General features: G+C 33.3%; 25 protein-coding genes. 13 read left to right on the plus strand and 12 right to left on the minus strand.

Annotated elements, in window-relative coordinates; translation table 11 throughout:
* Positions 1 to 30: 30 nt before the first annotated feature.
* Complete coding sequence (locus DK508_RS16820; protein WP_109301953.1) at positions 31 to 960, minus strand: nicotinic acid mononucleotide adenyltransferase; 930 nt, start codon at positions 958 to 960, stop codon at positions 31 to 33.
* A gap of 124 nt (positions 961 to 1084) precedes the next feature.
* On the opposite strand from DK508_RS16820, the gene DK508_RS16825 reads away from it, so the two are divergent.
* The 9 genes from DK508_RS16825 to DK508_RS16865 all read left to right on the plus strand — a co-directional run bounded on the left by DK508_RS16825 (position 1085) and on the right by DK508_RS16865 (position 8154).
* On the plus strand, positions 1085 to 2080 hold the full coding sequence (locus tag DK508_RS16825; protein ID WP_109301954.1) for an NAD(P)H-dependent glycerol-3-phosphate dehydrogenase: 996 nt from the start codon (positions 1085 to 1087) through the stop codon (positions 2078 to 2080).
* A gap of 39 nt (positions 2081 to 2119) precedes the next feature.
* Entirely contained in the window at positions 2120 to 2575 is a 456-nt protein-coding gene (locus tag DK508_RS16830; RefSeq protein ID WP_109301955.1) for a nuclear transport factor 2 family protein, read from the plus strand.
* Between the two features lie 16 nt (positions 2576 to 2591).
* On the plus strand, positions 2592 to 3440 hold the full coding sequence (locus DK508_RS16835; protein WP_235016427.1) for a sulfurtransferase: 849 nt from the start codon (positions 2592 to 2594) through the stop codon (positions 3438 to 3440).
* Positions 3441 to 3467: 27 nt separating this feature from the next.
* Positions 3468 to 4568, plus strand: a complete 1101-nt coding sequence (locus DK508_RS16840; protein WP_109301956.1) for a glycoside hydrolase family 3 N-terminal domain-containing protein — start codon at positions 3468 to 3470, stop codon at positions 4566 to 4568.
* A gap of 31 nt (positions 4569 to 4599) precedes the next feature.
* A complete protein-coding gene (locus DK508_RS16845; protein ID WP_160114765.1) occupies positions 4600 to 5514 on the plus strand; it encodes a PD40 domain-containing protein in 915 nt (304 codons plus the stop codon).
* Positions 5511 to 5909: a nuclear transport factor 2 family protein gene (locus DK508_RS16850; RefSeq protein WP_109301958.1), complete on the plus strand. Its 399-nt coding sequence runs from the start codon at positions 5511 to 5513 to the stop codon at positions 5907 to 5909. The genes DK508_RS16845 and DK508_RS16850 overlap by 4 nt, the downstream gene beginning before the upstream one ends.
* Positions 5910 to 5976: 67 nt before the next feature.
* Complete coding sequence (locus DK508_RS16855) at positions 5977 to 6846, plus strand: GyrI-like domain-containing protein (RefSeq protein WP_109301959.1); 870 nt, start codon at positions 5977 to 5979, stop codon at positions 6844 to 6846.
* A 70-nt stretch (positions 6847 to 6916) separates the two neighbouring features.
* Positions 6917 to 7798, plus strand: a complete 882-nt coding sequence (locus tag DK508_RS16860) for a sterol desaturase family protein (protein ID WP_109301960.1) — start codon at positions 6917 to 6919, stop codon at positions 7796 to 7798.
* On the plus strand, positions 7795 to 8154 hold the full coding sequence (locus DK508_RS16865; protein ID WP_160114766.1) for a SnoaL-like domain-containing protein: 360 nt from the start codon (positions 7795 to 7797) through the stop codon (positions 8152 to 8154). Before DK508_RS16860 ends, DK508_RS16865 begins: the two co-directional genes overlap by 4 nt.
* Before the next feature lie 4 nt (positions 8155 to 8158).
* Here the strand turns inward: DK508_RS16865 and dprA are convergent, their stop codons facing one another.
* Positions 8159 to 9262, minus strand: a complete 1104-nt coding sequence (gene dprA / locus DK508_RS16870; protein WP_109301962.1) for a DNA-processing protein DprA — start codon at positions 9260 to 9262, stop codon at positions 8159 to 8161.
* A 147-nt stretch (positions 9263 to 9409) separates the two neighbouring features.
* Between dprA and DK508_RS16875 the strand changes: the two genes are divergently transcribed.
* Complete coding sequence (locus DK508_RS16875; protein WP_109301963.1) at positions 9410 to 10402, plus strand: SPOR domain-containing protein; 993 nt, start codon at positions 9410 to 9412, stop codon at positions 10400 to 10402.
* Between the two features lie 207 nt (positions 10403 to 10609).
* The gene (locus DK508_RS16880) at positions 10610 to 11119 is read left to right on the plus strand and encodes an acyl-CoA thioesterase (protein ID WP_109301964.1); all 510 of its coding nucleotides are present in this window, start codon (positions 10610 to 10612) and stop codon (positions 11117 to 11119) included.
* 242 nt (positions 11120 to 11361) lie between these two features.
* Here DK508_RS16880 and DK508_RS16885 read toward each other — a convergent pair whose 3' ends face one another.
* From DK508_RS16885 to DK508_RS16920, 8 genes are all read right to left on the minus strand, one after another.
* Positions 11362 to 12591, minus strand: a complete 1230-nt coding sequence (locus DK508_RS16885) for a murein hydrolase activator EnvC (protein ID WP_109301965.1) — start codon at positions 12589 to 12591, stop codon at positions 11362 to 11364.
* On the minus strand, positions 12588 to 13361 hold the full coding sequence (locus DK508_RS16890) for a DUF4292 domain-containing protein (protein ID WP_109301966.1): 774 nt from the start codon (positions 13359 to 13361) through the stop codon (positions 12588 to 12590). The genes DK508_RS16885 and DK508_RS16890 overlap by 4 nt, the downstream gene beginning before the upstream one ends.
* A 7-nt stretch (positions 13362 to 13368) precedes the next feature.
* Positions 13369 to 14739 (minus strand): lipopolysaccharide assembly protein LapB, encoded by a 1371-nt coding sequence (locus DK508_RS16895; protein ID WP_109301967.1) that lies wholly within the window; start codon positions 14737 to 14739, stop codon positions 13369 to 13371.
* A gap of 35 nt (positions 14740 to 14774) precedes the next feature.
* On the minus strand, positions 14775 to 15791 hold the full coding sequence (locus DK508_RS16900) for a sugar phosphate nucleotidyltransferase (RefSeq protein WP_109301968.1): 1017 nt from the start codon (positions 15789 to 15791) through the stop codon (positions 14775 to 14777).
* A 68-nt stretch (positions 15792 to 15859) separates the two neighbouring features.
* Positions 15860 to 16294, minus strand: coding sequence for a dUTP diphosphatase (gene dut / locus DK508_RS16905; protein WP_109301969.1), 435 nt, complete (start codon positions 16292 to 16294; stop codon positions 15860 to 15862).
* 34 nt (positions 16295 to 16328) lie between these two features.
* Positions 16329 to 17783 (minus strand): polysaccharide biosynthesis C-terminal domain-containing protein, encoded by a 1455-nt coding sequence (locus tag DK508_RS16910; RefSeq protein ID WP_109301970.1) that lies wholly within the window; start codon positions 17781 to 17783, stop codon positions 16329 to 16331.
* A 64-nt stretch (positions 17784 to 17847) separates the two neighbouring features.
* Complete coding sequence (locus tag DK508_RS16915) at positions 17848 to 18309, minus strand: hypothetical protein (RefSeq protein WP_109301971.1); 462 nt, start codon at positions 18307 to 18309, stop codon at positions 17848 to 17850.
* A gap of 197 nt (positions 18310 to 18506) precedes the next feature.
* Positions 18507 to 20354 (minus strand): serine hydrolase, encoded by a 1848-nt coding sequence (locus DK508_RS16920; RefSeq protein WP_109301972.1) that lies wholly within the window; start codon positions 20352 to 20354, stop codon positions 18507 to 18509.
* 163 nt (positions 20355 to 20517) lie between these two features.
* Here DK508_RS16920 and DK508_RS16925 point away from each other — a divergent pair, with 163 nt between their 5' ends.
* Both DK508_RS16925 and DK508_RS16930 read left to right on the plus strand, forming a co-directional pair.
* On the plus strand, positions 20518 to 22197 hold the full coding sequence (locus DK508_RS16925) for a histidine kinase (RefSeq protein WP_160114767.1): 1680 nt from the start codon (positions 20518 to 20520) through the stop codon (positions 22195 to 22197).
* Between the two features lie 3 nt (positions 22198 to 22200).
* Entirely contained in the window at positions 22201 to 22902 is a 702-nt protein-coding gene (locus DK508_RS16930; RefSeq protein ID WP_109301974.1) for a LytTR family DNA-binding domain-containing protein, read from the plus strand.
* Positions 22903 to 22967: 65 nt separating this feature from the next.
* Here DK508_RS16930 and atpG read toward each other — a convergent pair whose 3' ends face one another.
* Both atpG and atpA read right to left on the minus strand, forming a co-directional pair.
* The gene (gene atpG, locus DK508_RS16935) at positions 22968 to 23831 is read right to left on the minus strand and encodes an ATP synthase F1 subunit gamma (protein ID WP_109301975.1); all 864 of its coding nucleotides are present in this window, start codon (positions 23829 to 23831) and stop codon (positions 22968 to 22970) included.
* A gap of 34 nt (positions 23832 to 23865) precedes the next feature.
* Complete coding sequence (gene atpA, locus DK508_RS16940) at positions 23866 to 25446, minus strand: F0F1 ATP synthase subunit alpha (protein WP_109301976.1); 1581 nt, start codon at positions 25444 to 25446, stop codon at positions 23866 to 23868.
* Positions 25447 to 25465 lie beyond the last annotated feature (19 nt).

The raw sequence follows: 25465 nt of genomic DNA on the forward strand, positions 1-25465 counted from the left end.
GTTTTTATTGTTTAGCGCGATCTTTGCTTTTTATTTCAAAAGCTTTCTTAATTTGAGATCGGCTTTTTTAATTCTTTTAATATCATTCTGAATCTTTTTTCCGTTTTCAGAATTTTTGAAGAGTAGATGTCCCCTACCTTCAAATTCATACACCGTTCCGGATGTTGGATGAAACAATTCTATTTTACTGTCATTTATAACGGATAACTCAAAGTATTCATTGCCCAGATATTCGTAATCAAGTGTTAAAGTTTTCCTATAAAAATTATTTGCGATATCTCTTACCTCATAATGCCCTGTATAATCGTAAAATATATTATCAATTGGCAATCCATTTCGATCCTGAGAACTTTTAAAATTATCGCCAGCTCCATAGTATAAGAATTGGATATAATTTTCTTCATCAAACTCATTCAATACACCAAACTCACTAGTAAATACTTTTTCCCATGTTTCATATTCCTGAAGGAAATAATGGATATTATCATAAAATACTCTATCATAATCAAACGTACTTCTTTGATGTCCTATCAAAAAATAACTGGTATTAGTAATCCTATCGTATAATTCTATTTCGTTATTAGAAAGTTGATTAACCGCCAATTCATATAATCCATCTATATCATGATCAATATCGACCTCCATTCTAAACGTATCATAACTCCCAACATCCAAACCAAATCCACCACCATTATCTCCTATACCTACCAAGTTGTTATTAGCAAAAAAAGTACCATTTCTAAAAGAAATCGTGAAAGCCTTTTGTAAAAAAGGAATCTCCCCATTTCCTGTAGTACGTTCTATATCTACATACCAAATTTCATATGTACTCAATAAGGTTCTTAAACTAATTGAAGGTTCTTCTATAAATACATCTTCTTCAATAACCACCTCTGCAACGCACGAGGTAAACAGTATCGAACCTAAAGCAATAATCGAAAGTAATTTTAACGTCTTCATAAGCTGTGTGTTTTCAATTTCTATTATCTAGAAAACCAAAACATGTGCCAAACTTGTAGTGTATTGATTATCAATCTTTTATTTTGAACTCTATTTTACTTATTTTTGACCCAATACTATTTTTATGGAAAAAAGTCCAAAATTTGCAGTTCTTGGTGGTGGTAGTTGGGCAACCGCCCTTGTAAAAATGCTTACCGAAAATCTAAATGAAGTAGGCTGGTATATGCGAAGCGTATATGCCATTGAACATTTAAAGAGGCAACAGCATAATCCAAATTACCTAAGTTCTGTAGAGTTTAAGCTAGAACAGCTACGACTTACTAATGACATTAATGAAGCTGTAGAATTTGCAGACTATTTGATTTTTGCTATCCCTTCAGCATTTTTACACGGTGAGCTACAAAAATTAACAGCTTCTTTAAAAGATAAAGTTATCTTTTCTGCTATTAAAGGTATTGTACCAGAAACAGGATTAATTGTAGGTGAACATTTTCATGATGAATATCATATTCCGTTTAATAATATTGGTGTTATTACAGGGCCGTGTCACGCAGAAGAAGTTGCGCTTGAACGTTTATCCTATCTTACAATAGCTTCGAATGATCAAGAAAAAGCTCAGGTTATGGCAGATCATCTAAGCAGTTATTATATCAAATGCAAAACTAGTGATGATATTATAGGAACAGAATATGCTGCAGTACTTAAAAATATATACTCTGTCGCAGCTGGTATTGCTCATGGACTTGGATATGGCGATAATTTCCAGAGTGTTTTAATGAGTAATGCAATTCGGGAGATGAAACGTTTTATCAAGAAAGTACATAAGATGAAACGCAATATCAATGATTCTGCTTATCTAGGAGATTTATTGGTAACAGGGTATTCTATTTTCTCTCGTAATCGAATGTTTGGAAACATGATTGGCAAAGGGTACACAGTAAAAAGTGCGCAGATGGAAATGAATATGGTTGCCGAAGGATATTATGCAGCCAAAACCGCTTATGAATTAGATGCCACGGCAGCTGCAAGAACACCCATTATCGACGCCGTACATGACATATTGTATGAAAATAAGAATCCCAAAAAAGTATTTAAAAAATTGGCCGAAAAGCTAGATTAATTATGCTTATCTTCATAGTTCTTTTTTAGCACAAAATCTATGAAACAAGTAATCGAAACTTTTTATACTGCTCTAAATAATCGTGATGCACAAACTATGGCATCCTGTTATCATGATGATATCGTTTTTGAAGATCCTGGATTTGGAAAACTACATGGAGATCGTGCAAAAGCCATGTGGCAAATGCTTTGTAAAAATGCTAAGAATTTTAAAGTAGAATTCTCGAATATCGAAGTCAATGAACATACAGGATCTGCACATTGGGAAGCTTGGTATACCTTTAGTCAAACAGGAAGATCTGTTCATAACAAAATTGATGCACAATTCGAGTTTAAAGATGACAAAATCATAAAACATACAGATCATTTTAATCTTCATCGTTGGGCATCACAAGCTATGGGTTTTAAAGGCAAACTACTTGGGGGTACAGGTTTTTTCAAGAAAAAACTTATTCAAAAAACAAATCACTTGCTCGATAAATTTATGTCCTCGTGATTATTAAAACAGTATCATGAATACATCAAAAATTACCTCACCTCTAGTTTCTGTTTCTTGGCTTTCAGAACATATTAATGATCCTGATCTTATTGTTTTGGATGCTACCATTAAAAAAGTTACCAGCGACACTAGAGAAAACAATGAACAAAAGAACATAAAAAACACTCGGTTTTTTGATATCAAGAAAGCTTTTTCAAATACCAAAACAGATATTCCAAATATGCTTCCTTCACTACAAATATTTGAAGAGTCTTGTAGAGATTTAGGCATAAGTAATCATCACAAAATTGTAGTGTACGACAAACTAGGAATATATTCTAGTGCACGAGTATGGTGGATGTTGAAAATAATGGGGCATACAAATGTTGCTGTTCTTGATGGAGGATTTCCTGAATGGCAAAAAGTCAATCTTCCATGTGAATCAGAAAGTGATACAACTAACTACAAGCAAGGAGATTTTAAAGCTTCTTTTATCCCTGATTTGGTTTCGAATGCAAATACTATTCTTCAAGAAATGAATAATAAAAATACTCTAATTCTTGATGCTCGATCACCTGGCCGATTTAAAGCCGAAGAACCAGAACCTAGGGCAAGTTTGAAAGGAGGTCATATCCCGAATTCTATGAATCTTCATTACAACGATGTACTGGATAACGGAAAAATGAAATCAGAACATAAATTAAAGGAGATTCTTGCAGATTTTAATATTGAAAATAAAAAACTGATATTTACCTGCGGATCGGGAATCACCGCTTGTATTATCATGTTAGCGGCAGAGTTAGCTGGATATAAAAATATGTCTGTTTATGACGGTTCCTGGAGTGAATGGGGGCAACTTAGTGATGTGCCCATTCAATGTTAATGTAACACGAATATACTTTACCCAAATATGAAATATTTTTCACTTTTTGTTTTTGCTTTTATTTTTACGCCTATAATAGGTACGGCACAAGAATCGACTTTTAATCTAAATGATTTTTATAGTGATAATCCTGCACTAGATCATGCCGTAGATTCTATTTTTAACACCTTGTCTGATAAACAAAAGGTAGCGCAAATGATCATTAGCTGTACTGGAGAATTAGGCAAGCCAGAAGCAACTGTAAAAAAATTAGCCGAAGAAGATATCATTGGTGGTGTTGTTTTTCTTAAAGGAAGTAAAAAGACGCATAGTACAACCATTAATGAATTGAATAGCATTTCAGAAAAAAATAAAACACTTCCTCTCATCTTTAGTATGGATGCCGAACCTAGTTTATTTGCAAGTAGAATCAAAGGAGCTAAGGATGTTGGTAAAACCATAGAAATAAAGACAAGTGCAAAATCTGATTCTGTGGTAAATATTATCAACAAAGAGCTTAAAGAAATTGGGGTACACCATAATTTTGCCCCTGTATTGGATATAAGTCCAAGCAATGAAGCTATCAAATCACGTAGTTACGGAAACAATAAAGATTCTGTAATTAATCTCGCAAATCGATTTATAAAATGTACCCAAGAAGGAGGAATCGTTGCTACTGCCAAACATTTTCCTGGTCATGGACTCGTAAAAGGAGATACCCATAAACAAAGTGTTTATATTGATGGACCTCTACAAGAAGTAGATAATTACATTCCTATTATCGAAGATGGTGTGTTATCAATTATGATCGCTCATATTACTGTAGTAAACAATGATACTTTTGGAACTAATGGTTTACCATCAAGCTGTTCAAAACGAATTATCACCGACTTACTCAAAGACGGGATGTGTTTTGATGGCATCATCGTTTCTGATGCTTTAAATATTATGAAAGCGGTTACTATCCTGGACAATGCTCCCTTATTAGCTTCGAAAGCAGGTTGCGACATGATTTTAATGCCTCAAGATGAGAAAAAGACAATGAATAGTATCCTTGCTGAAATGAAAAATGATCAAGATTATCAAAAACAAGTTATTCAATCTGTTAAGAAAATCTTGCGATTAAAAATTTGCGCGGGCGTGATTTAATTATCATTCGCTTAAAAGAATGAACAGTTTAATGAAGTATCTATTTAAAATAATACTAGTGTTATGTATCACTGCAAGTTGTAATCAAAAACATAAAAAATCAAATACCTTAGAATTGTTTTTCAAAAATTCGATACCGAAGGATTTACCAATTCCTTTTATGCCCGAACTAACCGCCAAAAATGACTTACTTATACATAGAGGAGTATTTTCAAACGACTATACTTCATACTACTATACCGTTTCGGACAAAAGTTTTAAAAAATTTGATGTAAAAGTCGTTACAAATTCTAACGGGAATTGGTCCCAACCCAAAGATGCTTTCTTTAATAGTACATTTAGTGATCATGGGATGAGTTTTTCTCCAGATGGGAATACTCTATATTTTAGCTCTACAAGACCTTTATTAACAGACACTATCTCGAACACATGGCATATCTGGAAATCAAAGAATGTAAAAGGCCTGTGGACTAATCCAGAATATGTAAACATTCCAAATCTTAGTGATAAATTAATTTCACATCCCACTATAGCAAAGGATGGCACCTTATATTTTCACTCTAGCAATACCGATTATAGTGAGATGAGTATCTATTATTCTGAAGAAAAAAATGGGCAATTTCAAAATGCGAGTAAAGTACCTCTTACTCCTAAAAACACCAATGGATATTGTACTCCTTATATCTCTCCAGATAATGATTATTTAATTTATGCGGCCATTGGGCAACCACTAGAGTTATACATTAGCCATAAAAATGCAACTAATCAATGGTCCTTTGCTAAAAAACTACCCCCAAGTATTAATCAAAATGGACAAGGAAATCCCTATATTACTGCAGATGGAAAATTTCTTTTTTATGCACGAGAAAATGACAATAAGCTAAAAGGATGGAATATATACTGCGTGAGTACTGAACAATTTATTAATAAATCAACAACACCATGAATAATTCTAAAGGATTAGCCTTATGGCATCAATTTGTAGATCATCGTGACTTTTCGAAATTAGACCAACTCATTGCCGATGAGGCAGTATTGCATTCTCCTGTTGTTTGGACACCTCAAAAAGGAAAAAATATTGTTAGTATTTATCTTGTTGCCGCAGGTAATATTATTGCTAATGAACATTTTAAATATGTACGTGAAGTAACTAATGAAGAGCACAGTATATTAGAGTTCACCACAAAAATTGATGATGTAACAGTAGAAGGTGTAGATATGCTCACTTTTGATGAAGAAGGGAAATTAAAAGATATCAAAGTAATGATACGGCCATTAAAAGGGATACAAAAAGTACATCAAAAAATGGGGGAGTTTTTGGAGGGAATGAAAAAAAGGTAATTCAATTGTCCTAAATGGACAACTTGATTCTTCTATTTGACTTGTATCTTTATTAAAAGATAAATATATGGGCAACCCAACGCAACTTGATAGATATAAATCCTTATTAGAGTTTTTGGACCTTAGATTCAAAGAGGATATTACAATTCAAGATATTGAGGATATTTCTTTTTATTCTTACAGAAATATTAATCGAATTTTTCTGTCTCTACACCATGAAACTATCGGTAAGTATATAAAAAGATTAAAATTAGAGAAAGCTGCCCAGTATCTTAAATATTCGGATACAAATATTTCTGATATTGCTTTTGATATTGGTTATGCCGATATAGCCGCCTTTAGCAAAGCTTTCAAAAATCAATTTAATTGTACTCCTTCACAATTTAGGGCAACTCAAGAGCTCAAACAACATATCGTACAAAAAACTATTGCATCAAAAAGTATACATCAGGAATCTACTTTAGTTTTTAAAATTGAGGAATTACCGGCGTTGGATATCTTATACCTCACTTATCAAGGCTCTTTTGAAAATCTAAAAGGAATAAAACAAGTATGGCAACAACTCATGGAGTATGCTTTCAAAAATAAATTAGTTGATGACAACACCATTTGTCTTGCAGAAATACTAGACGATAATGAAATTACAGACAATGTGCATTGCAGATATAATGCAGGAATTGTCATAGAACCCTCATTAAAAATTGAATTGGAAGGGTTATTCAGAATAAAAACTATTGCTCCTCAAAAGTATGCCAAATTCTTACATAAAGGCAGTCACGAAAGTTCTTTAATAACCTACGATTATATCTACTCTCATTGGATGTCTAATGTAAACTTAGAATTAGAAGATAAGCCTACTCTAGAGTTTTTTCTAAATGATGACAAGGATACTCCTGTAAATGAACTTCTCACAGAAATCTACATCCCAATCAAGTAAACAATTGTCCAAAATTGACAAACACTGCAACTAATATTGCCATTATTTTTGTGATATAAACAAAATTAAAATGCGTTTAGAAGAAATCTTTAGCCTCTTTGAAACCTCAGCAGTATTAACTTATGTAGGTTACTTTTTTATTATCAACATTTCATTTATTGTTTTCGAGATTTTGCTTGATGTTTTTACATCCAAAGAAAGACGATGGAAAGATACCGGAGCTAATATCATTATTTTTTTTCTCGGTCAATTATTAGAGAAAACTATATTTGGTTCTATCGGTATTATTTGTCTATTACCTATTTATCACAGTATTCCCTTTGAAATACCGATGACTACATGGACCTGGATGTTAAGTTTAATTGTGGCCGATTTCACTTATTATTGGATGCACCGTATCGAGCATGAACATAGAATCTTATGGGCTAATCATAGTGTGCATCATTCATCTGAAGATTATAATCTAACTGTTTCTATGCGTTTAAGTTTAATTGAAAGTGCTATAGAATGGATTTTTCTTATTCCGATGATATTGATTGGATTTAATCCTTTTCAGGCCATCATATCATTAGTTTTTGTAGCTCAATATCAAACCTGGATACATACCGAAAGAATAGTAAAATTAGGGTGGTTAGACGAAGTTTTTAATACGCCATCAGTGCATAGAGTACATCATGGATCTAATCATAAATATCTCGATAAAAATTATGGCGGTGTCCTTATGATCTGGGATAAATTGTTTGGAACATTTCAAAGAGAGGAAGAAAAGGTAGTTTATGGATTAACCAAAAACATCAATTCGAATAATCCTATTACGATCAATTTTATTGAATATAAAAATATTTGGAATGATGTGAAAAGATGTAGAACGTGGACAGATCGGTTTAAAATCATCTTTGGAAGCCTTGTTTGGAGGCCCGCATATTTTAAAAATGAAAAATACAATAAATGATGAAAATTCAGGAAATAGCTAATAGCCTTGTCGATTTATTGCGACAAAAGAAATTCTTAGATGCTCAAGTACAATTATTTACTATAGATGCCATAAGCCTAGAGCCAGAGTTGTACAAACAGAGATCTGTATTTGGTTTAGACGCCATGATCATAAAGGAAAAAAGATTTCTTTCTAACATCAAAAAATGGAATCATTTTACAATCTCTGAACCTTTACTAAGTTTAGATCATTTTACAATACATATGATTACCGATGTAACACTAAAAAATGAAGAACGAATACATATTGATGAAATTATAGTTTACGAAGTAGAAAGCGGTAAAATTATAAAAGAGCAATTTTTTTATAAGTAAATTTTCAAATTACCTCAAATAGTTTACCAGGTAGTGGTTTAATTACTCCTTTCAGTTCCATATTTAGTAATACTGAAGCTACTTTAAATGTTGGTATATCACATTGTAATGCTATAACATCTAATAGTTCTTTTCCGTTTTTATTCAAAAAATTATAGATTTTCTTTTCATTTCCTTCTAATTCTATAAACAATTGTTTTTGTACAACAGGTTGTTGTTTTTCTTCTAACTCCCAATTAAGCATATAAATCAAATCTGCTGCACTAGTGAGCATATGAGCGCGTTGTGTTTTGATTAGCATATTACACCCTTTACTCAACGGGTCATTTGCCCGACCAGGTACTGCAAATACATCACGATTATAAGAATTAGCGATATCGGCAGTCACCAGTGACCCTCCTTTATCAGCACTCTCAATAACTACAGTGGCCTCACTAAGTCCTGCAATAATGCGATTACGGCCTAAGAAATTTTTACGATCAAAAGTATCGGTACTCCAAAAGTCTGTAAAAAAACCACCATTTTCCTCAACCTGATCAATGTATTTTGCATGAGCCTTGGGATATATTTGATTAAGCCCATGTGCCAAACATCCTACGGTTTGTAAATTATGTTTTACGGCTGCCCTATGCGCAGTTATATCTACCCCGTAGGCAAAACCCGATACAATAATTGGGTGTATTGGAGCAAGAGCCTCGATTAATTCTTCACAAAACTTCACCCCATAACTAGTTACTTTTCTTGTGCCTACAATACTTAATATCTTCTTATGTTTTAGGTCAATATTCCCTCTACTAAAAAGTAACACTGGACCATCTATACAATGCCTTAATTTATCGGGATAATTGTCTTGATCATACACGGTATAATTAACATTATTATCTTCAATAAATCGCAATTCGTTTTCGGCCATCCTACGATGCTCGGGATTATGAAGCTCCTTGATTTTTATAGTTCCTATACCGTCAATTTTTAGAAGGTTATTCACTTTTTCGGCTAATACGCCTTCTGCAGAACCTACTTCTCGAATTAATTTTTTGATAGAACTATCCCCTAGGTTTGGTACTTTTTTAAGGGTAAGTAAAGCAATAAGGTTATTATGGATCATGTAATAATTTGAATATCAATACAAGAAACAAAAAAAATAGAAACTGTTAATAAATTCGTAGATTATAGTTTATACGACTTTCATTTTTTTTTACCTTTGAGTATACAAACGACTCACGTTAAAAACAGTATATTCTAGAAGGGGGCAATGAACAACACAGCAAAATACATAAGCGAATTACTATACAGATATGAATGTGTAATCTTACCTGGTTTTGGTGCATTTTTAACCAGGCGTCAACCGGCCACTATTCAAGAATCTACAAATTCGTTTTTTCCTCCTAAAAAATTAATTTCTTTTAATCGTCAGTTACAAAATAATGATGGTTTATTGGCTAATTATGTTGCAACTGCTGAGAATATATCATATACAGATGCTGTAGCCAAAATACAACGTTATGTTTTATCATTAAATGATAAAATGGCTCATGGCAAACGTTTAGAATTAGAGGGTATCGGTTCCTTTTTCACATCTTTAGAAAATACTTTACAATTCGAACCTTCGCAAGAAGTAAACTATCTTATTGAAGCTTTTGGATTAAACAGTTTCGCTTCGCCTGCAATACACCGCGAAGTACAAACACAACGAGAAATCTATAAAGAAGAAGTTGAAGCTATCGAGGAAGTTGCACCGCTTACTTTTACTCCAGAAAAACGTGCAGAAAGACCATATTTGCAATATGCTGCTGCAGTTGCTATTGTATTAGGTGTTGGTGGCTTTTTTGGATTAAAACAAATTAGCGACAATACTATAACCTATAATAGTAAAGAGTGGAAAAAAGCTAATCTTGAAATCGAAAACACGATACAAGAAGCTACCTTTGAAATAGCTAATCCGCTTCCTGCAATCAATCTTAATATTTTAAAAGAAGGCACAGACACTACTGAATCTATACAAACTACTAGTACATCAGGAAAATATCATATTGTTGCTGGTGCATTTAGAATTGCTTCCAATGCGAATAAAAAAGTACAATCATTGCAAAAACAAGGATTTGACGCTCAACTTATTGGAATTAATAAATATGGACTTCACCAAGTAGCATATCAAAGTTTTGATAATAGATTAGAAGCCATACAAATACTTCGTAAAATTAAAAAAGAACAAAGTCCTAAGGCTTGGTTATTGATTCAAGAATAATAATTCTTTAAAATTTTTCTTTCAAAGAAAGTATCCAATTACTGTGGTTCTTTTAGCATCTAGTAATGTTCTGTTATGTCATTGTCTTTTTTTGGTTAAAACCTATATAAATTCGCAACTCAACGTTTTTAGCTTAATACACTTTTATTCAACCTAATAGTGAAAGTTATCTCTGCGTGATTATCTTTGCCAAAAAATTAGCATTATATGGAAGCTCGATATCCTTCAGAATCGCGTACTATTCTTACCGATCTTGTATTACCTGGAGAAACAAATCCTTTGAATAATCTTTTTGGAGGAGAACTACTTGCTCGTATGGACCGCGCGGCAGGAATTTCGGCAGGAAGGCATTCGAGAAGAATTGTAGTTACCGCTTCTGTAAATCACGTAGCTTTTAATAGAGCTATACCATTAGGTAGTGTTGTAACCGTAGAGGCAAAAGTATCTAGAGCGTTTACCTCATCTATGGAGGTTATTATTGATGTTTGGGTAGAAGACCGCCAGAGTGGTGATAAAACCAAAGCTAATGAAGCCATATATACGTTTGTAGCTGTAAATGAAACCGGAAATCCAGTGGCTGTCCCCCCTATCAAACCAGAAACAGATTTGGATAAACAGCGATTTGATGCAGCTCTTCGTCGTAAACAACTTAGCTTGGTACTTGCAGGTAAAATGAAACCAAATGATGCAACCGAATTAAAGGCGTTATTTGTATAAAGTTATATTTACTTAAAACTTTCCTAAAGTTAAAAAAAACGGGACTTATTTTAGTTGTTTTTCTATATATTGATAACAACAAACAAACGTTCGTTAAGAATGAAAGCAAGAAGGAAAATTAATGTGTCGGTATTTATTACTCTTGTAGGGTTGATCCTTATGCTCGTTATATTTTTACGTTTTCGTCTATCTTCGGTTCACGAATTTGCAGATCTCCTGTTTTAGGTAGTTACACCAGATTTTTACATCCTATAAATCCAGCTTTGTGGGTTTAACTTCTTGGTATTTTGATAAATTAAAAATTTCATCACGGCACGACCTGTAGTTGGATTGGTTCGTACCTCGCCTATAGATTGTTTGGTCGTTACTTTTTGTCCTTCTTTTACTGATATATTCTCAACATTATAATAAGTAGTGATATAATTACCATGCCTAATTTGCACAAGACGACCAGCTCCTTTTAATTTTTGAATCGCGATTACTTCTCCTTCAAAAATTGCTCGAGCACGCTCTCCCGCTCTCGTTTCAATTTCGACACCGCTTGCATTTATCATTATATTTGGCAGTGTTGGGTGCGGTTGTCTACCAAATTTTCGGGTTAAACGACCTGTGCCCACCGGCCAAGGTAGTTTTCCTTTATTTGCTGTAAAATTATCTGCCAATATTTTAGCTTCAGCCGTTAATGCAAATGTGGCAACAGAACCTTTTTTGGATACCTTTTTACCTGCTTTTTTGTTGGCTTTGGCAATTGCTTCTCTAATCAGTTTCTCAATAGCCTTGTCGATCGCACTGGCTTGCTGTTCTTTTTGTTTAATTTGTTTGGTATAGGTTCCCTGCTTTTTTCGAATAGAAGCCATTAAGATCTTTTGCTCCTTCTTCTCTTCTTTTAATTTTTGTTGTGCATCTCGATTTTCGGTAACCAGTGTTTCTTTATCTTCTTTTTGAGTAGATAAATTTCTATTTAGTTTCTGTAATTCAATAGTGTTACCCTCTATCCTATCGGCTTGTTCTTTGCGATGTTCATTATACTGTTTCATATACTGCAATCGCTTATACGCCTGAGCAAAATTAGATGATGACAACAAAAACATAATTCTACTCTGGTGAGATTTACTCTTGTAGGATTTTGCCACCATTTTTGCATAGTCTTGCTTAAGCACTTTTAATTCTTCTCGGTAAACATCTATTTTTTTGAGATTGGTGTTAATCTCTCGAGTAAGTAAATTAGCTTGTTGATTTGTAATTTTTATAAGATTTCGACGCGTACTAATTTGAGAATTAATGGCTTCGACTTCATCAAGTAGAGAACGTTCTTTGAGCTTGTTATCAGCTCGTAATTGTTTCATTTGTTCTATCTCTTGTCTAAGACGTTGTCGCTCTTCTTCAAGTTGTTGTTGTTTTGCGCTTTGAGAGAACATAGGTGTGCTCAACAAAAGCAATCCTATTAGATATGTAACTTGCAGTATTCTCATTTAATAACAACTTCCTTATAGCCTGATGGTATTTTAAACGGAAAACTTACCTTAGGATTGTAGTCCACTACTCTATATTCTACATCAATTGCAGTTTTATCGTCTGCTTGAAACGCCTCTATACTAATTTTCTTAGGAAAATCTTGATTACCTACCTTTTGATAACTCAGGTATTTAATAGTAAGATTTCTATTTTCTAAAGGTTGTTTAAGTTGTTGTTCGATCATTTTGAAGGTACCAGGATGCACAAAAAATAAGCGCTCAAACAGTGCTAATTCGGTCTTAGGTTTGAGTTGATAACCTTGCTTACTAATACTAGATTTATATTTATCCTCTCTAAGGTTAAATAATGCTTCACCAAGTAGCATTTGCTGTACTTTATCAAAATCAAGTTCTGTACCCAACCACTCGCTTAGCAGTTTAAAATCTCCTTCAAAATAAGTGCTATTAATTTTCTCGTAATAACTTACCTTTTCTGGTGTAATTAATGCTTTTGCCAGCGTAATTCCTAACATTTTTACACTTACCCAAATCGTTTTGTCTTTCTCAAATCTTATGGTTGCATTTGGGCTAAAAGATTTCTTACCATCATCATATTTTACCTTAATCCTTGCATTAAGGGTTTTAAAATTAAATGATTGGTTATAGTGATTAGAAATAACTTTTTCTGCGCTTAGTTTTTTGATTCCCGAGGTACTTACTGCTTTGGTACCTTTACAAGAATACAGGAACATCAAAGAAAAACATAATAGGTAAAATACTTTCTTCATTAAACAGTTATGATTTTTTCTGAAGTTGAATTGCTTTTTGCAAATATTCTGTAGCTTTTGTGGTATCTCCAAGTTGGTGATACGCCTCGCTAATTTGTTTATAAAAATCGGACTCCATTTTAGTATCGTCAATTACATAATCTATTCCAGAAGTAAGAATTTCGATTGCTTTTTCAGATTTTTCTTGATTGATAAGAGAGACTCCGTTTACCAAATAGAAAATAGGTTGAGCTGGATACATTTCTATGGCCAGTTCACTTCCGGTTTCGGATTTTTGATATCGTTTCAAATCCAATTGCAATAATAAAATTCTCTTTAATAATCTAAAATCATTAGCATTAGCCTTAATCCCTCTTTCATAAAAATTAAGCGCCTGTTCCTTTTGATCTTTTTTATAATAAAAATGACCCAACTCGGTAAACACCTTTGCATTGCTTTCTTTACCCGAAAGTAAATCCATTACTTCCGTAAGCTCAGATTCGTATTGAGGATTATTATTAATAAACTGTAAAAAATCATTAACTACTTTATACTTGGATTCTGTATCAATTTTATTGCTTTTCAATGCTATTTTCATCGAGTTAATAGCCTTTTTGATATCATCATCCTCGAGATAAAACTTGTATAGTGCCAGATGCACCAACTCTGATTTTGGTATTTTTCCTAATAATGATTTGGCCGTTTTGTAGGCTTTATCATTTTGATTGCTCTGGCTATATAGGTAAATTAAGTTAAAATAGTTTTGTTCTACTTTAGGATTATCCTTAATCTTTTTTTCTAATATTGAGATTTGATTATTAGGGTTGGTAATCTTTGAAGCAATCCTTTTTCGTAACCGATTTCGATAAGCATCTACGCCATACTCCTCGTTTAACTCGTCTATTACTCTTAAAGCATCATCATAACGTTTTTCGAGAAAATACAGATTTGCTAATTGCTCTTTAAACATAGAATTAAAAGTCACCAATTTTTCAACAACTTCTACAGACTCTTTGAATTTATTATCTTTAAAATACACTTCATACAAAAGCTCTAAAACATGCCTGTCATTAGGTTTTTCCTTTAATACTTTTTTCAAATTAATTTCGGCTCTATCGTATACTTTTAGCTCCAAATAATTCTTTCCCAATTCTAGGTACAAGTAAGTAGGCTTAGGATCAATTTCTACACACTTTTGCAAAGCCGTTATCGCCTTATCATAGTTGGTAATTGCCTTTTGTTTTAACGCCTCAAAAAAGTTCTCTTGAAACTCATCTGATACATTCCCTAAGTCATCGATATTTACTTCTTGTTTTGGTTCTATATCTTGAGAAAAGGCAATAGTATTACCCATCCCAAGGGATAAACACAAGAATATATATCTCCAACTTTTAACCATAAAACTTATTTAAAGTATTCTTATTGCATCACAAATTATTCCAAAACAGAGTAGTCTCCAATACTTACCGTTTTGAAGTTTCCGTCATAAATAGCATTATTACCTATCATAGCATTGTCTAAGGTAGCGTTTTTTATAATAGATTTAGTCTGAACCAGGCTATTTTTGATAGCTGTATTTTCTACAACACATCCCTCTCCTAGCGATACATTAGGGCCAACTGTAGAGTTTTTAATGACTACATTCTCGCCTATGTAACAAGGTTCTATTACCTTGGAGTTTTCTTGAGTAACTGAATTACTTACTAACTTTTCGTCATCTTTATGCAAAAAACCTAGCATTCTAGAATTAGTCTCTACTGTAACGTTTTTGTTTCCACAGTCCATCCATTCATCAACTTTTCCTGTTACAAAAACCTTTCCATCTGCCATCATTCTTTTAATACCGTCATTAATCTGGTATTCTCCTCCATTTATAATATTATGATCCAAGACGTATTGAAGTTCGTTTTTTAACACACTAACATCTTTAAAATAATAGATTCCTATCACAGCTAAATCTGAAACAAACTGCGCCGGTTTTTCAACTAATTCTGTAATTTGATTTTTATCATTAAGTTTTACTACACCATACGCTTCAGGTTGCTCAACTTGCTTTACCCAAATCACAGAATCTGCATCTTTATCTAGATTAAAGTCTGCTCGGATCAAAGTATCTGCATATGCAATTACAGCAGGGCCAGACAATGAATCTTTTGCACACATAATTGCATGACCTGTACCCAAAGGTTCATCTTGTCTATAGATAGATGCCTTTGCTCCTAATCCTTCAGCCAATTCGGTTAGGCTAGTTACCACATCATCTCCAAAAAAAGCTGGATCGCCCAACACAAAAGCAATTTCTTCAATAGGCTCCCCTAAAACCCTAGCTATATCAGATACTAGTCTATGTACAATTGGTTTTCCTGCAACCGGGATTAAGGGTTTAGGAACTGTAAGTGTATGAGGTCTTAATCTAGAACCTCGTCCTGCCATAGGTACAATGATTTTCATGTGTTTTTTTATTTTTTTGTCTTGATTGATTTTTTATTTTTCCCCAAAGGGTTTATTATTTTAGATTTTTACTTCACTCCTGTGCTTCCAAATCCACCTGCTCCTCTTGATGTTTCAGATAACTCTGTTACCTCAATCCATTCAGCACGTTCATGTTTTGCTATCACTAACTGGGCTACTCTTTCTCCATTTTCAATAACAAAATCATCATTCGATAAGTTTACCAATATAACACCTATCTCTCCTCTATAATCGGCATCAATAGTTCCTGGTGCATTTAGTACAGTGATTCCTTTTTTTGCTGCCAGTCCACTACGCGGTCTTACTTGGGCTTCAAAACCAACAGGTAATTCTATAAAAAGTCCTGTTTTCACAATCGCTCGACCGAGAGGTGCTAGTGTGATTGGTTCTTGTATATTAGCTCTAAGATCCATTCCTGCCGAAGCAATAGTTTCGTAATGCGGTAGATCATGAGCAGACCTATTGATGATGTTTATTTGCATAGATATATAAAGTCCTACTTCCCTTAAAAGGGGTTTATTTTTTTAAAATTTGTTTTAATTCTTTTCTTTCAGAGGCGTACAAAATTACTAAAAACACTACTAATAATGGGATAGAAATCAAATAATTGCCATCAAAAATATAAAAGGAAATAATTGAAAAACTAATCGATAACAAAAGATACATTCCTATTTTTTTAAGATTGTACGGAATAGGATAATACTTTCTTCCAAAATACCACGATAATAACATCATCGCACCATATGCAATCAGCGTAGCTATCGCAGATCCTAAATAACTATATATAGGTATTAACACGAAGTTAAGGACTAAAGTTATAACTGCACCTACAACCGAAATATAGGCTCCAAATCTAGTGCGATCCGTAATTTTATACCATACCGATAAATTGTGATAGATCCCCAAACAAAGATTTGCCAGTAAAATGATAGGAACTACAACCATTGCTCCCCAATATTGCGGATTAGGAATCATGGTTTCTTTTAAAAAATCGGCAAAAGTAATGACTCCGATTAAAATTACAGATCCAAAAATCACAAAATATTGAGTAATTGTTGCATATGTTTTGGGAGCTTCTTTTTCTTTTGCATGGCTAAAAAAGAAAGGTTCTATACCCATTCTAAATGCAGTAGCAAACAGCGTCATAAAAAGTGCTAATTTATAACAAGCTCCATAGGCGCCTGAGTCAAATAAACCTTGGTCTCCCCCTACCATCCATTCTAACAATATTTTATCAAAATGCTCATTGATTGCAAATGCTAATCCCGAAATTAGGATAGGCGTGCCGTATATCATCAGCTTTTTCCATAACTCCTTATCAAAGTTATATTTAATCTTAAAGTAAAAAGGGGTCATTAATAATAAAGTAACACCACTTGCTACCACTAGAGAAATAAATATATATTGTACTTCAAAATTCTTAATATATAATGCCTCTAACCAATGTATCTCTTTTGAAAGACTTGGTAAAAAAATAAGAAAGAATACATTGAGAAATGCGTAAACAATTACATTAGTAATTTTAACGACAGAGTATCGTATTGGTCGTTCTTGAGCTCTTAAATTTGCAAAAGGTATAATAACTAATGCATCCAAAACTAAAATCAGAATAACATAGGTAAGAAATTCTTTTTCAATACCAATCAAGCTGGCTATTACATCCTGTCCCACAAAAGATAAAACACCAAATAACAAGGTAGAAACAAGTATTGATATCGCTGCAGTACTCGTAACTTTATTCTTGTATTTATCTAGATTTAAAAATCTGAAAAAAGAGGTTTCCATTCCATATGCCAAAACCACATTAAACACAATAATCCATGAAAACAAAATGGTAACTCTACCATAAGAAACGGGGCCATCAAGGTATTTGGTGTGTACAATTACCAAAAGGAAAGACAACATCCGAGGAAGAACGGTTGCCAGTCCATAAATAAAGGTTTGTTTAAATAACTTTTGAAATATGCTCAATTGGTAATCCTAAATATAATTGTAAAAATACAATTTTTTATCACCATCACTAACTCTAATTATATTAGCTTTTTTTCTTGGGAATATTATTAATTTTAAAATGTCCTTTCACACCTTCTTTCGTATAACTTATGACACATTCATTGTCTTTTATTCTAAAAGGTATCCTTTCGATGCCTACGGGCAATTCGTTTCCATATTCTTCTTTCGGATCACTACTCATCACCAAATCTTTACTCCCTTTTGGATAAGTATATTTGCCTATATAAACCGATTGTCCCTCTTCTTTTGTAAGTGTTATTTTTTTCTGTCTAAAATATGCATGTTCTAGTATTAAAGTAGTAGTTTCTTCAACCGGTATATATATCGTGAGACCATTTTCATTTTCAGAATTCCACGTTTCAAAATATGGGTTTTCAATTTTCACTGGTGCTATATCTTCAATTTTTTTACTAGTAGCGCATTGCGTAAAAGTTAATAATACAAGTAATGCTACGGTATTGATAAGTATTGTTTTTAAAATCATTGCCTTGAGAGTTTATCTTTTTATGTATAAAGACAAAATTAATGCCAATATAATACAAAGATAGAAAATGGAATTATGTGAGTATACTCAAACCTATATAATTTAAACATGTGGTCTCTATAAAAAAGCAATCCAAAGATGTACTACTAGAGCACTTTACATCTTTGGATACACCTTGAGGTTTTGCTTTTAACATCTTATTTGACCATCTTTTCTAAATCTAATATCTTTTGCTTTACTCTATCTTTATACTCTCCGGATTTGTTAAGCACACCTGCCTTTTTATAGTTTTCTATCGATTTTTTAATTGCACCCGATAGCTCATAGATTTCTCCCAAACTATCATATGTATTAAACGATGTAGGGTGTTCTTTACTATTAAATTCAAGGATTTTGATAGCCTTGTTTATATCATTCTCGATATAAAACATATAGCCAAATTCATTAAAAATCTGCTCAAAATTTAAACTAGGAGCTTCTTCTTTAATTTTTCTATATTCCTTTATAGCAATATTCATATCATATTGCGAAAACGCATTTACGAGTGCGGTTTTATGGTTCCTAACCTCTTCTTTTTTGATTATAATCGCGTTTTTCATTGATTTATCTCTGTAAATAATAATTTCTTTCAATTCATTATTAGCGTCTAAATCAAATTTCACATAATTTGGATATTGATCAATCCTAAATGTATTTTTCCCAACATAAAACATTTCACAATTTTTACGCCCCACCAAATGTTTAAATGATTGAGAACTCATAAACAGTTTTCCGTTTTCTTCATAAATTTTATTAATCCCAGGAGCACCATATAAAAAGTCTAAATATGCTCCTTGAATTGCAGATACGAAAGTCTTTGAAGTTCTCTTTATTAAAGATGGATCTATCCTTGCTTCCCAACCTCTCAGATGAATAATTTCATTTCTTAAAAAATTCATTACTGGTATTCTGTTTGGTTTATCTCCATTGGCAAGTATTGCTATCCCATTACCGCCTTTCATCGTTGCCATATACTCACCGCCAACTCCTGTATTGGACCCTCCATGAGCAAACCAATCACGATTGGCTATTCCATAAGATCTATGCCAACCGGCACTCCATCCACCTGCTTTTTTAAGGCTTACCACATCTGTTATCTTTTTGGCCACTTTATTTGATATGAGTGTGTTATTTTTATTGCGCAATGCATTTTGCATCTCGATAGCAATTAAAGACAAATCGTACGGAGTAGACCACATACCAGACGGTGCAACTTGTGGAGTAATAGGAAGTCCTGTTTTGATAATTTCCCCTTTGGCATTATGCACTTTGGCCACATTTTTAAGAAACCCTGATTCATTGGGTTGTTTCATAGTAGTGTTTTTTAACCCCAATGGATCAAAAACATGTTCTTTTATTAGATCTGCTAATGGTTTTTTAAAATGATCTTCTAATGCCATTTGAATAATCACATAACCTCCCCCACTATATTCCCAATCGGTTCCTGGTGTAAAAATAAATTCGATCTCTCGGTTATATCTTGGAAGCAATTCTCCTTTTAAACTCTGCACAATCGTAGGAATTTTATCACCTTCGTAAAAGTCTGCAAAGCCACTTTGGGTGGTTCCGGCTGTGTGTGATAAAAAATGTAACCAATTAAGTGTATTTGCATCTACCAAATCACTTTTAGGAAGTTTCCATCTTTGTAAATACGTATTAATAGGACTGTTTAAATCTATTAATCCTTTCTCTTCTAATATCCCACAAAGTATTGATACTATCGCCTTGGATGTCGAGGCAGTAGAAAATGCCGTTTCACTCTCTATTTTTTCATCAGAATTTGCGGCTTTTATACCCCACTCGTTCGTCCAAATAACTTTGTAATCTTCAAAAACAGCCACACTTAATCCATGTAAATTATGGCTTTTCATCTGTTTTCTAATCTCTTCTTTTAAGGCCTCAAATCCAAGAGGTTGTTCTTTATTACTGCTTTGAGCATTGACTTCGAAATCATAATTACCAAAGGTGAAAATGAATATCAACAGCATTATTTTCAGTGTTTTCATAATAATAACGTTTTTAGTTCGTAAATTGATTTAAGCACAAATTCGCATTTAATTTGTGTCCTTAATGGTGTTTTTTTGTCAACTGCTCTGTGACTATTCGAACTGCAACTATGAACTCATATTTTACCCTAACTTAGCCTTGAATTATAGATTCATTTTTAAAATGGTATTTCAATTATTAAAAAAACTGCTTTTCATTTTTGCCGTTTTGCTCATTATCTCTTGTGAAGATGAGTACTCTGCACAAACTCCTATAACCAGATATAAAATTGGCGATGATAATAGTTGGTCAAAAAAGAATATCGATGACAGTAATTGGTCAACAAAAAGAGGGAATCCTGGAGATAGTATTTTTTGGGTACGAATGAATGTGGTATTATCGAAAGATCCTAAACCTTATGAACCGCAAGGAGTGCTTATATATTCGTTTGGCGCTCACGAAGTGTATTGGGATGATGTACTTATCGGTACCAACGGTATCCCAGGGCAAGAATATACCACCAATAAAATAGGCGAAGTAGATCGCTCTTTTATTATACCTGATTCTTTAAGCAAAAAAGGAAATCATCTTTTGGCCTTACGGGCATCTCAATACTATCATCAGGATCATGATCGAGGATATGGTATCGTTGTTTCTAGCTACAAGAATTTAATACAAGTGCCGCTTATATTAACTTCTTTCACCTACGTTCTTGCAGGAGCTTTTTTTCTAACTGCAATCTATTTTTTTATTCTCTTTTTCACTAATCAGAAATCTCTCTCGGTCCTTTTATTTAGTTTCTGTTCCTTTTTATTCTTTCTATTAATCATTATTGAATACATAAAATTTTATATCCCAATTCATTATAGCAATTTTTTTGTGCGTTTAGAAATTATTGGTATTCTCACTTTTTTAATTTCCTTTTTAATCCCTTTATATTTCTCAATACAGTTTTCTTTTCCCAAACGGAAAATTTTAATAGGGTTATACTTCGTTTTATTATTGTTTATTTATTTTTTAAACAGAGGCAGCTATGATTATACCACCAAATTATTAGTAATAAGTATGTGGGTTGTTTCGGCAATTATTGTGGCTAATGCAGTATTAAGAAAAGAAGCCAATACAATTGCTGTTTTTGTAACCCTACTAGTCAATGTGTTGTTTTATAATTTTCTGGAATACGATATGTTTTTGATTTTAAGTTTTACTTTGCTCTTGCTTTGCATGTTTTATATTCTTGCGCTGCAACTAAAAAAACAACGTGAAGCATATGCCTATTCCCTGGTACAAACCACCCGATTAAAACATGAATTATTAAAGAAAAAAATCCAACCTCATTTTTTAATGAATACACTAACCTCATTAATAGATTGGGTAGAAGAATCACCTAGTATGGGTATACGTTTTATTGAGGCATTGGCCGAAGAATTTAATATTTTAAATCAAATTGAAGACAAAAAGCTAATACCTATTTCTCAAGAAATACAGCTATGCAAAAGCTTTTTAAACATCATGAAATACAGAAAAGAAATTACTTATTCTTGGCATCAAGAAGGTATAGACCAAACTTGTAAAATTCCTCCTGCAGTATTTCATACACTAATAGAAAATGGCATCACCCACTGCATGCCCAATAGCAGTAATGAGATTGATTTTAAATTAACACAACGGTCTACTTCAAAAAGCATTACCTATATTCTTCAAACTATTGCTATTATTAGACATCCTGATAAAATTATAAAAGATGGCACAGGAAACAAATATGTAAAAGCGCGATTAACTGAAAGTTATGGAGAAAAGTGGTCTTTCGATTCTAAAAAAGACAATAATGGATGGACTAATATTATTACGATACATCAGTAAACTATGAACATTTTAATAATTGAAGACGAATCAAGAATTGCCAAAAGAATTTTGCGAATGACTCGCGAGTTCTTTTTAAATACGCTTAACCAAATAACCCATCTCGAATCTCTTCAAAACGGTATTGAACACATTAAAAACAACGAAATCGACCTTGTTCTACTAGACCTTAATCTTAATGGAGATAATGGATTTGATCTACTTAAAAACACCGTTTCAGAGTCGTTTCATACGATTATCATATCGGCATACAAAGAACAAGCCTTGATGGCCTTTGAATATGGAGTTTTAGATTTTGTTCCTAAACCTTTTAACAAAGAGCGATTGAATCTTGCTTTTAATCGAGTACTTAATAAAGAAAGTCTCACTGCAAAAAACATCAAATTCTTAGCGATTAAAAAACGCGGAGAAGTACAACTGATTAATATCGAAAACGTTATCTACATCAAAGGAGCAGGCATGTACACAGAGCTCGTTTTATCTAATGGTAACACTTATTTACACGATAAGTCTCTAGAAAAACTAGAACAGTTACTACCAGAAGAATTTACAAGAATCCATAAATCTTATCTTGTAAAAATTACTATAATAAAGAGTATAAAAATCAATTCGGGGAGTAAATATTTTGCCGAATTAAGTAATGAAGAATTACTGCCAATTGGTAGAACCCGCTACAAAGATCTAAAAGCCAAAATGTTTAATTAAATTGGTTATATAATAAAACCTCATAAGTTTCCTTATGAGGTTCATATATTTTAAGAAAGAAATTCTTAGTTATTTAAAGCTTCGGCACCACCAACAATTTCTAAGATTTCATTGGTAATAGCAGCTTGTCTTGCTTTGTTATAAGATAATTTAAGAGCATCTCTTAATTCTGTAGCATTATCTGTAGCCTTGTGCATTGCAGTCATACGTGCACCATGCTCTGAAGCAAATGAGTCACGTAATGCCTTATACAATTGCGTTTTTAGAGATTTTGGAATCAATTGTTCTACAATCTCTTCTTTAGAAGGCTCAAAAATATAATCTACATTAGAAGTAGATGTTGCGTTTTCTATAGGTACTATAGGTAAAAATTGTTCTGTAGTAACTTCTTGCGTAGCCGCATTCTTAAACTTGTTATATACAACAACAATTTTATCATACGAGCCATTAGTAAACACTTGCATTAACTCTTCAGCGATCTCTGCAACATTAGCAAATGTAAGATCATCATACACCTCACTTTTATTTGCAATGACCGTATGCGTTTTAGAAACTATATCATTAACTTTCTTACCGATAGTAACAAAATCTACTTGTTTCCCAGCATACACACCATCATACAAATTTCTTACTGCTTTGATGATATTAGAATTAAAAGCACCGGCCAAACCACGATTAGAAGCAATCGCTACAACCAATACTTTATTTACTTCGCGCTGCTCTGCATACACACTAGCACTATCTCCTTCAAGAGAAGCACTTAAGTTTTGTAATAACTCAGTAAGTTTATCTGCATAAGGACGCATTGCAGTAATTGCCATCTGTGCCTTATTCAATTTTGCAGCCGATACCATTTTCATGGCACTGGTAATTTGCATCGTTGAAGACACTGAGGTAATTCTACTACGTAATTCTTTTAGATTCGCCATTTCTTATAATTATAAATTCTGACTTAGCGTTTAATTATGCCTTATATTTTGCAGAGATCTCTTTACATGCCGAGATCAATACATCAGTAACTTCATCAGTAAGTTTTCCTGCTTTCAAAGTGTTTAATATATCTCTATGCTTAGCATTAAGATACTCTATAAAATCACTTTCGAATTCTTTTATTTTGTTTACCGGAACATCTCTTAACAAGTTTTTAGAACCAGCATAGATGATCGCAATCTGATCTTCTACGGTGTATGGATCATTTTGTGCTTGTTTAAGGATCTCAACGTTACGCTTTCCTTTTTCAATAACATTTAAAGTAGCCGCATCAAGATCAGAACCAAACTTAGCAAAAGCTTCTAATTCACGAAACTGTGCTTGATCCAGTTTTAATGTACCTGCAACCTTTTTCATTGATTTAATCTGAGCCGATCCTCCAACACGAGATACAGAAATACCTACGTTAATCGCTGGACGTACACCAGAGTTAAATAAATCTGAAGTTAGGAATATCTGACCATCAGTAATCGAAATTACGTTAGTTGGGATATATGCCGAAACATCACCTGCTTGCGTTTCGATAATAGGTAAAGCTGTTAGTGAACCTCCTCCTTTTACTTTGTCTTTTAAAGAATCAGGAAGGTCATTCATATCCTTAGCAATACTATCATCGGCAATTACTTTTGCAGAACGCTCTAACAATCTTGAGTGAAGGTAAAATACATCTCCAGGATACGCTTCACGACCCGGTGGACGACGTAATAATAATGATACCTCACGATAGGCAACCGCTTGCTTAGATAAATCATCATAAATAATCAAAGCAGGACGACCAGTATCACGGAAATACTCACCAATTGCTGCACCAGCAAATGGAGCATAAACCTGCATTGGAGCAGGATCAGATGCATTGGCTGCTACAATAGTTGTGTAGGCCATTGCTCCTTTGTCTTCTAATACTTTAGCGATCAATGCTACTGTAGATGCTTTTTGCCCAATGGCTACATATATACAGAACACTGGCTCACCAGCATCATAAAACTCTTTTTGATTAAGGATCGTATCGATACAAACTGTTGTCTTACCTGTTTGACGGTCACCGATTACTAATTCACGCTGTCCTCGTCCGATTGGTACCATTGCATCAATAGACTTGATCCCTGTTTGAAGTGGTTCGTTTACCGGCTGACGGAAAACTACACCAGGAGCTTTACGCTCTAATGGCATTTCAAAAGTTTCACCTTCGATTGGTCCTTTACCATCGATTGGGTTACCTAGAGTGTCCACAACACGACCTACGATTCCTTCTCCAACATTAATAGAGGCAATACGTTGTGTACGCTTTACAGTAGCACCTTCTTTAACTTCTATAGAAGAACCTAAAAGTACTACCCCAACATTATCTTCCTCAAGGTTAAGTACGATACCTTCTAAACCAGATTCGAACTGTACTAATTCTCCGTATTGAGCATTAGACAATCCATATACACGTGCGATACCATCACCTACCTGTAATACTGTCCCTACCTCTTCTAATGAAGCCGATGCTTCAAATCCAGATAATTGTTGTTTTAATATTGCTGATACTTCAGCAGGATTCACTTCTGCCATTTTATAGTAATTTAGAAGA

The organism is Aquimarina sp. AU474 (assembly GCF_900312815.1).
Taxonomy (GTDB): Bacteria; Bacteroidota; Bacteroidia; order Flavobacteriales; family Flavobacteriaceae; genus Aquimarina.